This window comes from Streptomyces sp. SolWspMP-5a-2 (assembly GCF_900091845.1).
Classification (GTDB): Bacteria; Actinomycetota; Actinomycetes; order Streptomycetales; family Streptomycetaceae; genus Streptomyces; species Streptomyces doudnae.
Genome location: NZ_FMCI01000270.1, coordinates 25,171 through 37,454, shown reverse-complemented (window position 1 = coordinate 37,454; position 12,284 = coordinate 25,171). Strand labels below are relative to the sequence as shown.

11 protein-coding genes and 1 pseudogene are annotated in these 12,284 nt (G+C 73.4%); 10 read left to right on the top strand and 2 right to left on the bottom strand.

Annotated features, from left to right (window positions below; translation table 11 throughout):
- Positions 1-212 precede the first annotated feature (212 nt).
- A complete protein-coding gene (locus GA0115242_RS27590) occupies positions 213-1,025 on the top strand; it encodes a hypothetical protein (protein WP_093833132.1) in 813 nt (270 codons plus the stop codon).
- Positions 1,022-2,212, top strand: a complete 1,191-nt coding sequence (gene mycP, locus GA0115242_RS27585) for a type VII secretion-associated serine protease mycosin (protein ID WP_093833130.1) — start codon at positions 1,022-1,024, stop codon at positions 2,210-2,212. The genes GA0115242_RS27590 and mycP overlap by 4 nt, the downstream gene beginning before the upstream one ends.
- A 27-nt stretch (positions 2,213-2,239) precedes the next feature.
- On the opposite strand, the gene GA0115242_RS27580 is transcribed toward mycP, so the two are convergent.
- Entirely contained in the window at positions 2,240-3,226 is a 987-nt protein-coding gene (locus tag GA0115242_RS27580; RefSeq protein WP_093833128.1) for a serine hydrolase, read from the bottom strand.
- A gap of 150 nt (positions 3,227-3,376) precedes the next feature.
- Between GA0115242_RS27580 and GA0115242_RS27575 the strand changes: the two genes are divergently transcribed.
- Positions 3,377-4,108 carry an SseB family protein gene (locus GA0115242_RS27575; protein ID WP_093833126.1) on the top strand — a complete coding sequence of 244 codons (732 nt, stop codon included), beginning with the start codon at positions 3,377-3,379 and terminating at the stop codon, positions 4,106-4,108.
- 17 nt (positions 4,109-4,125) lie between these two features.
- Here GA0115242_RS27575 and GA0115242_RS27570 read toward each other — a convergent pair whose 3' ends face one another.
- Entirely contained in the window at positions 4,126-4,509 is a 384-nt protein-coding gene (locus GA0115242_RS27570) for a DUF1844 domain-containing protein (protein WP_093833124.1), read from the bottom strand.
- Positions 4,510-4,851: 342 nt separating this feature from the next.
- Between GA0115242_RS27570 and infC the strand changes: the two are divergent.
- The 7 genes and pseudogenes from infC to pheT all read left to right on the top strand — a co-directional run bounded on the left by infC (position 4,852) and on the right by pheT (position 12,243).
- Positions 4,852-5,548: pseudogene (infC, locus tag GA0115242_RS27560) on the top strand (translation initiation factor IF-3).
- A gap of 109 nt (positions 5,549-5,657) precedes the next feature.
- Positions 5,658-5,852 (top strand): 50S ribosomal protein L35, encoded by a 195-nt coding sequence (gene rpmI / locus GA0115242_RS27555; RefSeq protein WP_003947156.1) that lies wholly within the window; start codon positions 5,658-5,660, stop codon positions 5,850-5,852.
- Between the two features lie 97 nt (positions 5,853-5,949).
- Positions 5,950-6,333: a 50S ribosomal protein L20 gene (gene rplT / locus GA0115242_RS27550; RefSeq protein ID WP_030381833.1), complete on the top strand. Its 384-nt coding sequence runs from the start codon at positions 5,950-5,952 to the stop codon at positions 6,331-6,333.
- 99 nt (positions 6,334-6,432) lie between these two features.
- Entirely contained in the window at positions 6,433-7,284 is an 852-nt protein-coding gene (locus tag GA0115242_RS27545) for a TrmH family RNA methyltransferase (RefSeq protein ID WP_093833120.1), read from the top strand.
- A 57-nt stretch (positions 7,285-7,341) separates the two neighbouring features.
- Positions 7,342-8,478: a sensor histidine kinase gene (locus GA0115242_RS27540; protein ID WP_093833118.1), complete on the top strand. Its 1,137-nt coding sequence runs from the start codon at positions 7,342-7,344 to the stop codon at positions 8,476-8,478.
- A gap of 136 nt (positions 8,479-8,614) precedes the next feature.
- Complete coding sequence (pheS, locus tag GA0115242_RS27535) at positions 8,615-9,736, top strand: phenylalanine--tRNA ligase subunit alpha (RefSeq protein WP_093833116.1); 1,122 nt, start codon at positions 8,615-8,617, stop codon at positions 9,734-9,736.
- Positions 9,736-12,243: a phenylalanine--tRNA ligase subunit beta gene (pheT, locus tag GA0115242_RS27530; protein ID WP_093833114.1), complete on the top strand. Its 2,508-nt coding sequence runs from the start codon at positions 9,736-9,738 to the stop codon at positions 12,241-12,243. Before pheS ends, pheT begins: the two co-directional genes overlap by 1 nt.
- Positions 12,244-12,284: the final 41 nt, after the last annotated feature.

The following is a 12,284-nucleotide window of genomic DNA, read 5'->3' as shown; positions in this document are numbered from 1 at the left end:
GCACGCGCCGTTCCTCCCCGCGCCCCGCCGCTCCCTCCGTCTCGCGGGTGCCCGTTCCTCCCCGTGCGCCCGGGGGGTCCGTGGCGGCGCGGGTTCCGGGGGTTCCCCCGCATCCGGCCGCCGCGCCCTACCGGCAGCACGGGGACCGGAGCGGCGGGCCCGATCCCGCGCTCTCCTGGAGCGCTCCGGGTGCCGGGCCCGCGCGGCCCGTCGTGACGTTCGGGGAGCCCGAGGGGTACGACGCGCTGGCCAGACCCCGGCCGCTCGGGGCGCGACTGCGGCCCCGGATCGGCGCCGTCGCCGCCTGCGTGGTCCTGGGACTCGGCCTCATCGGCGGTGCCGTCACCGGGAGTTGGCTGGTGGGGGAGCCGGACGAGGACCGGACCCGGAGCGCGTTCGACACCGCGGGCGCGCTCTGGCACAGCGCACCCGTCGACGACCTCTTCCCGCGCAGCGTCGAGGGACAGGGCGCCGGTCCCGGCGGCGCCGACCGCACCTGGACCCGGGTCGCCGTCGCGCCCGACAGCGGCTGCGAGGGCGCCTTCGACCCGCTGCTGCGCAAGGCCCTCGCGCCCGTCGGCTGCGAACGCCTGCTGCGCGCCACCTACACCGACGCCACCCAGAGCTTCGTCACCACCGTCGGACTGCTGTTCACCAAGGCCGACGTCCCCGCCATGCGCGACCTCGCCCAGCGCTTCGACAACGAGCGGCTCGGGCTCAGAACCGACCTGATCCCCCGCCCGTACGCCGCGAAGGGCACCGCCGCCGCCCGCTTCGGCGACCCGCAGCGCGCCTCCTGGTCCGTGTCCGTGCTCACCGACGCCCCGGTCGTCGTCTGGTCGGTCTCCGGCTGGGCCGACGGCCGGACCGTCGACGCCCCCCAGCCCGCCGAGGAAGCCATGCGTTCCGGCGCCACCACACCCCCCGCCCAGGCCGGTCTCGGCAACGAGGCGAAGGGCCTCGCCGACCGCGTCGAACGCGCCCTGCGCAAGGACGTCGGCGCCGACCCGGAGCCCTCCGCGTGAGGGGCGCACGCGGCGCCGTCGGCGCGCTGCTCGCCGCGGCGCTGGTGCTGGTGCCCGCCACCGCCGCGCACGCGGACGGCATCCGCGCCCAGCAGTGGGCCCTCGACGCCCTGCACACCCAGCAGATCTGGCAGACCACCAAGGGCGGCGGCGTCACCGTCGCGGTCCTCGACACCGGCGTCGAGGCCGACCACCCCGACCTCACCGGGAACGTCCTGACCGGCAAGGACATGATCGGTTTCGGGGCCCGGCAGGGCGACCGGGCCTGGGCCAGGCACGGCACCGCGATGGCCGGCATCATCGCCGGTCACGGCCATGGACCCGGCGACGGCGAAGGCGTCATGGGCGTCGCGCCCGAGGCGCGGATCCTGCCGGTGCGGGTGATCCTGGAGGACGGCGACAACTCCCGCGGCAAGGCCCGCAGCACCCGCGGCAACGCGCTCGCCGAGGGCATCCGCTGGGCCGCCGACCACGGCGCCGACGTCATCAACCTCTCCCTCGGCGACGACTCCGCCTCAGCCCACCCCGAACCCAGCGAGGACGCGGCCGTCCAGTACGCGCTGAAGAAGGGCGTCGCCGTCGTCGCCTCGGCGGGCAACGGCGGCGAGAAGGGCGACCACGTCTCCTACCCGGCCGCCTACCCCGGGGTGATCGCCGCGACCGCCGTCGACCGCTACGGCACCCGCGCCTCCTTCTCCACCCGACGCTGGTACGCCACGGTCAGCGCGCCGGGCGTCGACATCGTCATCGCCGACCCCGACCACCGCTACTACGAGGGCTGGGGCACCAGCGCCGCCTCCGCGTTCGTCTCCGGGGCCGTCGCGCTGATCAAGTCCGCGCACCCGGGACTCGCCCCCGCGCAGATCAAGAAGCTCCTGGAGGACACCGCGCGGGACGCGCCGGTCGGCGGGCGCGACGACTCCCGGGGCTTCGGGATGATCGACCCGCAGGCGGCCGTCGCGGCGGCCGGACGCCTCAAGCCCGAGGGCCTCGAAGCGGCGTCCTACGGCACGAGGTACTTCGGTCCGGGACCCGACACCGCGTCCTCGGGCGGCGGCCCCACCGACTGGGCGGCCCCCCTCGCGGGCGGCGCGGGCGGGGTGCTCCTGGTCGCGGCCGTGGTGCTGTGGCGCGCGCGGCGGTCCAGGACCGACCGCCGCGAGCACGTGCTCGACGGGGACTTCTAGAACGGCTTCCGCGGACGCTTTCCCGCCTCACGCGGACGACGCCTCCGACGACGCGGAGGCGAGCGCCGACACCGCCTTCCGCGCCGCCGACTCCACCAGCGTGATGCCCTGCGCCTGCGTGGCGCTGCCCCGCGACACCACCGCGATCAGGTACTGCTCGCCGCCCGACGTCACCCGGCCCACGCTGTTGACGTCCCACAGGCCCGTGGTGCTCCGCGCCAGCCAGCCGTTCTTCAGCGCCCAGGCCGAACCGTCGGCGACCGCGGACACCCCCCAGTGCTGATCGGCCGCTATCCGCCCCATCAGCCCCTGGAGGTACGACCGCGAGGCCGCGCTCAGCCTCGACGTGTCCCCGAACACCTGCCGCAGCAGGGTGATCTGGTCGGCCGCGGTGGTCTGGGTCAGGCCCCACAGCTCGCCGTCGCCGCCCGCCGTCGCGGTGAGCCCGAACCGCTTGTTCGCCGCGTCCAGCCCGTCGGCCTTCCCGATCGCGTCCCACAGCGCGGTCGCCGAGGCGTTGTCGCTGTTCTCGATCATCGCGGTGGCGTACGTGCGCTCCGCCGCCGTCAGATGCCTGCCCGCGTCCTGCGCCTGGAGCAGCAGCGCCGCCAGGATGTCGACCTTGACGATGCTCGCCGTGTCGAAGGCGCCGTCGCCGTACCCGGCGCTCGTGCCCGAGCCGACGTCCAGGACCGCCACCGACACCTCGGCGCCGTCGGGCACGGTCACCGACGTCATGGCCTTCGCCAGCAGCGCGTCACGGTCCACCGTCGGCTGTGCCACCGGTTCCATCGACTCGTCCCCGTCCCCGTCCCCGTCCGCGGTCACGTCGCCGTCGGCCGACGGCGTCCCCGCCGACGATACGGGGGCCGCCCCGGAGTGCGCCTGCGCCGTGACGTACACGGTCCCCGCCGCCGTCCCGCCCACGACGGCGACCGCCGCCAGCGCGGTGTACAGCAGCGGGCGGACGCGCGAGGGACGGGCACGCCGTCGGCGGGTTCGGGAGGACTCCATGCCGCCGATGGTCGGCGCGGGGACTGTGCGGCCCGTGAGACGCGGGTGAAAAGTACGTCAGGGATTGCTGAGAAAACGGTGAAAACGGTGACAGCCGGGTTTCGGGACCCGCACAAGCGCAGCGGCATCCCCCCGATAGGGTCGGGGACCGTGGCGAACAAGAACATTCCCGACCCCGGCTTCTCCGACGACGACGGCGGCGCCGACCCCCGGCTGAGCGCCGCGCTCGCCGCCTGGGCCGCCGACCACGACGCCGTCGGACCCGTCCTTCAGGCCCTGGAGGGCGCGCGGCTCCTGGTGCCCGTGGTGGCGGTGCTCGGCGAGGTCGAGGAGGACGGGAACGGGCTGCGCCGTGAGAAGACCAGCGACATGGCCGTCCCCACCCTGAAGGCCGGGTCCCGCACCGCGCTGCCCGCCTTCACCAGCACCGACGCCCTGGCCCGCTGGGACCCGGAGGCCAGGCCCGTCGCCGTGCCGCTCCGGCAGGCGTTGCAGGCGGCCGCCCACGAGAAGGCGGACACCGTCGTCCTCGACCTGGCCGGTCCCGTCCCGTTCGAACTGAGCGGACCGGTGCTGCTGGCCCTCGCCGAGGGGCGGGTGAGCACCGACCCGCTCGCCGACCCCGCCGTCCGGGAGGCGGTGCGGGCCGTCGTGGCGGCCGAGCCCGACGTGCTCCGCGCCCACCTCGGTCCCGGCCGGGCCGACGGCACGCTCGCCCTGGTCCTGCGGACGCCCGGGGCGGCCCGGTCCGTCGCCGAGCGGCTCGCCGCCGACGAGACACTGAGGGCCCGCCTGGTGCGCGGCCTCGACCTGGCGCTGCTGCCGGCCGGGGCGACGCCTCCGGGCGAGCCCTTGTTCGTGCGGGACGACCCCTCGGCGTGAGGGGTGCGGCGGCCCCGTCAGCCGTAGACGGGACCCGTGTATTTCTCCCCGGGGCCCTGGCCCGGCTCGTCCGGGACCAGGGACGCCTCGCGGAAGGCGAGCTGGAGCGACTTCAGACCGTCGCGCAGCGGGGCCGCGTGGAAGGAGCTGATCTCGGTGGTGCTGGCGTCCAGCAGCCCGGCGAGGGCGGTGACCAGCTTGCGCGCCTCGTCCAGGTCCTTGTAGGCGTCGCCCTCCTCGGTCAGTCCGAGCTTCACGGCGGCGGCGCTCATCAGGTTGACGGCGACCGTGACGATCACCTCGACGGCGGGGACCTCGGCGATGTCGCGGGTCATCTCGTCGAAGTCGGGGGCGTCGAGGGCCTCGGGGGCCCCGGCGGAGTCGGCAGGGGTGTCACTCATGCCCCACACGATAGGCCCCGCACCCGGCCGGTTAGCACCACCCCCGGGTAGCTGCTAACCTTGTGTGACGACCGGCCGGACACGCCAGCAGTACGCGAGCCCGGCCCACAAGTGGAGGCTCCGATCTCCCACCTGACCGTCCCCCGGGACAGCAGGTCACCCGGTCAGGCGGCATCCATCGTTCCGTACGGACGATGGAGTCGCCCGAAAGCGCGCCCCGCGGTATCGCGGCGGTGCTCCGGTTGTCTTGGAGCCCCGCACGTGACCGTCCGGGGCATTTTTCGTTCTTCGGCGCGGTTAGGTCCAACGAAAGAGACATACGCGGCTGTCCGCCAGACCGCCGTGTGGTGCTAACCGAGGAGGATCCATCAGCGCCGAGCCCCGCATCAACGACCGGATTCGCGTTCCCGAGGTGCGACTTGTCGGTCCCAGTGGCGAGCAGGTGGGCATCGTCCCGCTGGCCAAGGCACTGGAGCTTGCTCAGGAGTACGACCTCGACCTCGTCGAGGTAGCGGCGAACGCCCGTCCGCCCGTGTGCAAGCTCATGGACTACGGGAAGTTCAAGTACGAGTCGGCCATGAAGGCCCGTGAGGCGCGCAAGAACCAGGCGCACACGGTCATCAAGGAGATGAAGCTCCGGCCGAAGATCGACCCGCACGACTATGACACCAAGAAGGGTCACGTCGTTCGGTTCCTCAAGCAGGGCGACAAGGTCAAGATCACGATCATGTTCCGTGGTCGCGAGCAGTCCCGGCCCGAGCTGGGCTACCGGCTGCTCCAGCGTCTCGCGGAGGACGTCCAGGACCTCGGGTTCATCGAGTCGAACCCGAAGCAGGACGGCCGCAACATGATCATGGTTCTCGGTCCGCACAAGAAGAAGACCGAAGCGATGGCCGAGGCCCGTCAGGCGCAGGAGGCCCGCAAGGCCGACGCGAAGGCCAACCCCGGTCGCTCGCAGAACGCCGCCGAGACCGAGGCGTCCGACGAGGGCGCCGACGTCGAGACGGGTGTCCAGGCCGAGGCGCCCGCCGAGGCGTGATCCCGGGACGCGAGTCCCAGGACCCAGTTTCCGACACAAGAGACGTTCCGACGTGCCCGGTTCTCGTGACCGGGCACCGGAACGCCACCGACGAGGAGAGAACGGCGCTATGCCGAAGAACAAGTCGCACAGCGGTGCCAGCAAGCGCTTCAAGATCACCGGCTCCGGCAAGGTGCTCCGCGAGCGCGCCGGCAAGCGCCACCTGCTCGAGCACAAGTCGTCCCGTCTGACGCGTCGCCTCACCGGCAACGCCGAGATGGCCCCGGGCGACGCCAAGAAGATCAAGAAGCTTCTCGGCAAGTGACCTCGGGCGCGCGCCGCGCGCCTGAGCACCGACCGGGACCCAATCGTTTCCGGGCCGTGTGAGTCCCCACCACGGCCCCGCTACAAGGAGTTAACAAGTGGCACGCGTCAAGCGGGCAGTCAACGCCCACAAGAAGCGCCGGGCGATCCTCGAGCAGGCCTCCGGCTACCGCGGTCAGCGTTCGCGCCTGTACCGCAAGGCCAAGGAGCAGGTCACCCACTCGCTGGTCTACAACTACAACGACCGCAAGAAGCGCAAGGGTGACTTCCGCCAGCTGTGGATCCAGCGCATCAACGCCGCTGCCCGCGCGAACGGCATGACCTACAACCGCTTCATCCAGGGTCTGAAGGCCGCCAACGTCGAGGTCGACCGCAAGATCCTCGCCGAGCTGGCCGTCAACGACGCCAACGCGTTCGCCGCGCTCGTCGAGGTCGCCCAGAAGGCGCTGCCCTCGGACGTCAACGCGCCCAAGGCTGCGTGACGCCGCGCCGGCCCGGGGCCGGCCGACGTGACAGTACGGACCCGCGGACTTCGGACCGCGGGTCCGTTCTCGTCGAGTGACCCAAGGTGAAAGAGGACCATGCCCCCCGCCACGCCCGAGCTGCTCTCCCCCCGTTCCCCCCGCGTCGCCGCCGCCAGGCGCCTCGCCCGGCGGAACTTCCGCGGCAAGGAGCGACTGTTCCTCGCCGAGGGGCCGCAGGCCGTGCGGGAGGCGGCGGCACACGGCGCCGGGACCCTGACCGAGCTGTTCGCCACCGCCGAGGCGGCCGAACGGTACGCGGACATCGTGGGTGAGGCGCGGGACGCCGGAGCCCGGGTGCACCTCGCCGACGAGCAGGTCATCGCCGACATCTCCACCACCGTCACCCCGCAGGGCCTGGTCGGGGTCTGCCGGTTCGTCGACACCCCCTTCGACGACATCCTCGCCGCCGCCCCCCGGCTGGTCGCCGTGCTCGCCCACGTCCGCGACCCCGGCAACGCCGGCACCGTGCTGCGCTGCGCCGACGCCGCGGGCGCCGACGCCGTCGTCCTCACCGACGCCTCCGTCGACCTGTACAACCCCAAGGCCGTCCGCGCCTCCGTCGGCTCCCTCTTCCACCTCCCGGTCGCCGTCGGCGTCCCCGTCGAGCGGGCCGTCGCCGCGCTCGGCGAGGCGGGCGTGCGCGTCCTCGCCGCCGACGGCGCGGGCACCGACGACCTCGACGACGAGCTGGACAAGGGCACCATGGGCGGCCCCACCGCCTGGGTGTTCGGCAACGAGGCGTGGGGGCTCCCGGAGGAGACCCGCGCGCTGGCGGACGCCGTCGTGCGCGTCCCGATCCACGGGAAGGCGGAAAGTCTGAACCTCGCCACCGCCGCGGCCGTATGTCTCTATGCCTCCGCCCGTGCACAGCGGGCATCCGGAGGGTGCCGCTCCGTCACCGGGAGCTAGTAGGGTGACCAGCTCGGGGGGCGGCCCACTGCGTCGTCTGAAGGGTGGGGTACGGGGATGATCGTCGGCACGGGCAGCGGACCGGGGGCGCGCGGTGAGCGGCCCCTCCCGGCGGGCCCCGACCCCACCCCTGACATCGACCCGGACGAGCTGCCCGACGGGCTGGTCGTCGCCGACGCGCACGGGCGGGTCGTCTGCTTCAACGCCGCCGCCGAACGGATCACCGCGCTGCGCGCCGAGGACGCCCTCGGCAGACGCCTGGAGAAGGCCCTCCCGTTAGAGGACCTGGAGGGCCGCCGCTGGTGGCAGCTGACCGACCCCTACGGCGGTCTCGCCACCCGGGTCAGACAGCCCGAGCGCAACCTCCTGCTGCCCGGCGGGCGCGAGGTCCTCGTCAGCGCCCGGTACGTCCGCGAGGAGCCCACCGGGGCCGTCCGGCGCGTGGTGGTGTGCCTGCGCGACACCGAGGCCCGCCGCCGCACCGAGCGCAGCCACGCCGAGCTGATCGCCACCGTCGCGCACGAACTGCGCTCCCCGCTGACCTCCGTGAAGGGCTTCACCGCGACCCTCCTCGCCAAGTGGGAGCGGTTCACCGACGACCAGAAGCGGCTCATGCTGGAGACCGTCGACGCCGACGCCGACCGCGTCACCCGCCTCATCGCCGAGCTGCTCGACATCTCCCGGATCGACTCCGGGCGCCTTGAGGTCCGCCGCCAGCCCGTCGACATCGGGGCCGCGGTCGGCCGTCACATCCAGGCGTACGTCGCCGCGGGCCAGCCCGCCGACAAGTTCCTGCTCCGCCTGGAACCGCCGCTGCCCGCGCTCTGGGCCGATCCCGACAAGATCGACCAGGTGCTGAGCAACCTGCTGGAAAACGCGGTGCGCCACGGCGAGGGAACCGTCACCATCGATGTCACGCCCTCGGCCTCCCCGCGTGAAGGGGAGACCGACGCGCACGCGGCGACCTCGGTCACCGTGAGCGACGAGGGGTCCGGCATCCCGGAGGAGTCCATGAACCGCGTCTTCACCCGCTTCTGGCGAGGCAGCAAGCGCGGCGGCACCGGTCTCGGCCTGTACATCGTCAAGGGCATCGTCGAGGCCCACGGCGGCACCATCACCGTCGGCCGCGCCCCCGACGGCGGCGCGCAGTTCCGATTTACGTTGCCCGCGAGCCTGCCGGCCTACCTGGTCTGAGCGGCCCGCGGGCGCGGACGCCCACCCCCACCCCGTTAGACTCGGCCTTTGGCACCTTTGCGTCCCCGTTCAGGGACGACGCGTCCCCCGAGTCGCAGCGGGACCCTCAGCCAGCCAACCGGAAGCACGGGAAGAGATGTCGGCACCGAATAAGTCGTACGACCCTGTCGAGGTCGAGGCCTTGAAACCGCAAGAGATCGAGCGCATGCGGGACGAGGCGCTCGCCGCCTTCGCCGCCGCCCCCTCCCTCGAAGCGCTCCAGGAGGCCAAGGTCGCCCACACCGGCGGCACCTCCCCGCTGGCCCTCGCCAACCGCGAGATCGGCGCGCTGCCCCCGCAGGCCAAGGCCGCCGCGGGCAAGCTCGTCGGGCAGGCCAGGGGCGCCGTCAACAAGGCGCTGGCCGGCCGGCAGGTCGAGCTGGAGGCCGAGCGCGACGCCCGGGTGCTGGTCGAGGAGGCGGTGGACGTCACCCTGCCCTACGACCGGGTCCCGGCCGGTGCCCGGCACCCGCTGACCACCCTCTCCGACCGGATCGAGGACGTCTTCGTCGCCATGGGCTACGAGGTCGCCGAGGGGCCGCAGGCCGAGGCCGAGTGGTTCAACTTCGACGCCCTGAACATCGGCCCCGACCACCCCGCCCGCGGCGAGGCCGACACCTTCTTCGTCGAGGGCCCGGACGGCACCGCCGACTCCGGCGTCGTGCTGCGCACCCACACCTCGCCCGTGCAGATCCGCTCGCTGCTCGCGCGCGAGCTGCCGGTGTACGTGATCTGCCCGGGGCGCGTCTACCGCACCGACGAGCTGGACGCCACCCACACCCCGGTCTTCCACCAGGTCGAGCTGCTCGCCGTCGACGAGGGCCTGACCATGGCCGACCTCAAGGGCACCCTGGACCACATGGTCCAGTCGCTGTTCGGGGCGGGCATGAAGACCCGGCTGCGGCCCAACTTCTTCCCGTTCACCGAGCCGTCCGCCGAGATGGACATGGTGTGCTACGTCTGCCGCGGCGAGTCCGTCGGCAACCCCGACCGGCCCTGCCGCACCTGTTCCAGCGAGGGCTGGATCGAGCTGGGCGGCTGCGGCATGGTCAACCCCAAGGTGCTGGCCGCCTGCGGCGTCGACCCGGAGAAGTACAGCGGGTTCGCCTTCGGGTTCGGCATCGAGCGGATGCTGATGTTCCGCCACAACGTCGAAGACATGCGAGACATGGTCGAGGGTGACGTGCGCTTCACCCGGCCGTTCGGGATGGAGATCTGATGCGGATCCCGCTTTCTTGGCTGCGGGAGTACGTCGACCTGCCGGCGACGGAAACCGGCCGTGACGTGCAGGCCAGGCTCGTGTCCGCGGGCCTCGAGGTCGAGACCGTCGAGCAGCTCGGCGACGGGCTCAAGGGCCCGCTGGTCGTCGGCCAGGTGCTGACCATCGAGGAGCTGGAGGGCTTCAAGAAGCCCATCCGCTTCTGCACCGTCGACGTCGGCACCGCCAACGGCACCGGCGACCCGCAGGAGATCGTCTGCGGCGCCCGCAACTTCGCCGTCGGCGACAAGGTCGTCGTGGTGCTGCCCGGCGCCGAGCTGCCCGGCGGCTTCGCGATCGCCGCCCGCAAGACCTACGGCAAGACCTCGCACGGCATGATCTGCTCCAGCGACGAGCTGGGCATGGGCGACGACGGCACCAAGGGCATCATCGTGCTGCCGCAGGAGACCGAGGTCGGCAAGGACGCCGTCGAACTCCTCGAACTCGTCGACGAGGTCCTCGACATCGCCGTCACCGCCAACCGCGGCGACTGCCTGTCGCTGCGCGGCGTCGCCCGCGAGACCGCCGTCGCCTACGGCCTGCCGCTGCGCGACCCGGCGCTCCTCGACGTCCCGGGCCCCAACGCCTACGGCTACCCCGTGCAGGTGAGCGACCCGGTCGGCTGCGACCGGTTCACCGCCCGCACGGTCACCGGGCTGAGCCCCGACGCCCGCTCCCCGATCTGGCTCCAGCGCCGGCTCCAGAAGGTCGGCATGCGCCCGATCTCGCTCGCCGTCGACGTCACCAACTACGTGATGATGGAGCTGGGCCAGCCGCTGCACGCCTACGACCGCTCGCAGGTCCGCGGCACCGTCGGCGTCCGGCGCGCCGAGCAGGGCGAGAAGCTCACCACCCTGGACGGCGTCGAGCGCGTCCTGCACACCGACGACCTGGTCATCACCGACGAGCGCGGCCCCATCGGGCTCGCCGGGGTGATGGGCGGCGCCGACACCGAGATCGCCGACGACGCCGCGCGGGCCACCGCCGACGTGGTCGTGGAGGCCGCCCACTTCGACGCGGTCTCCGTCGCCCGCACCGCCCGCCGCCACAAGCTCTCCACCGAGGCGTCCCGGCGCTTCGAGCGCGGGGTCGACCCGCAGGCCGCGGCCGCCGCGGCGCAGCGCACCGTCGACCTCCTGGTGCTGCTCGCGGGCGGCACCGCCGAGGCGGGCGTCACCGAGGTCGTCGCGCCGTCCGCGCCGCACACCATCAGCGCGCCCGCCGACCACCCGGACAAGGTCGCGGGTGTCACCTACGGCCGCGAGACCGTCGTGCGCAGGCTCCAGCAGATCGGCTGCGACGTCTACGGGCAGGACGAGCTGATCGTCACCGTCCCGTCCTGGCGGCCCGACCTGGTGGCGGCCAACGACCTCGCCGAGGAGGTCATCCGCCTGGAGGGCTACGAGAACCTGCCCTCCACGCTGCCCAGGCCCTCCTCGGGCCACGGCCTCACGGCGCGGCAGCGGCTGCACCGCAGGGTCGGCCGGGCGCTGGCGGGCGCCGGGTACGTCGAGGCGCTGAGCTACCCGTTCGTCGGCGAGCAGGTCTTCGACCAGCTCCTCCTCGACGCCGACGACCCGGACCGCCAGGTCGTCAGGCTCGTCAACCCGCTCAACGACGAGGAGCCCGCGCTCCGCACGTCGCTGCTGCCCGGCCTGCTCGGCGCGCTGCGCCGCAACGACGGCCGGGGCAGCCACGACCTCGCGCTGTTCGAGACCGGCCTGGTCTTCCACCCGCGCGCGGACCGCGCGGTCGTCGCCGCGCCGCCCGTCGACCGGCGGCCCACCGCCGAGGAGATCGCCGCGCTCGACGCCACCCTCCCCGACCAGCCGCGGCACGTCGCGGTCGTCCTCGCGGGCGCCCGTGAGCAGTCCGGCTGGTGGGGCGGGGGACGTCCGGCCCAGTGGGCGGACGCGATCGAGGCCGCCCGCGCGGTGGCCCGTGAGGCCGGTGCCGAACTCGTCGTCAGGAGCGGCCGGTACGGGCCGTGGCACCCGGGGCGCACCGCCGAGCTGGTCGTCGTCGCCGACGGCGCGGAGCGGGTCGTGGGGCACGCGGGCGAACTGCACCCGCGGGTGCAGAAGTCGCTCGGTCTGCCGGACCGCACCAGCGCGATGGAGCTGGACCTGGACGCCCTCCAGGCGGCCGGGGACGACACCCCGCAGGCGCCGCGGATCTCCACGTTCCCGATGGCCACGCAGGACGTCGCGCTGGTCGTCGACGCGGACGTGCCGCACGCCGAGGTCGAGGCCGCGCTGCGCGAGGGCGCGGGTGAACTCCTGGAGTCCATCCGGCTCTTCGACGTGTACGAGAACGGCGCGCAGCTCGGCGAGGGCAAGAAGTCGCTGGCGTACGCGCTGCGCTTCCGGGCCGGTGACCGCACCCTGACGGTGGACGAGGCGTCCGCCGCCCGGGACGCGGCCGTCGCGCTCGCGGGGGAGCGGTCGGGAGCCGTGCTGCGGGCGTGACCGTCCGCCCGGCGGTGCGGCCCGCGTCCCTCGCGGGACCG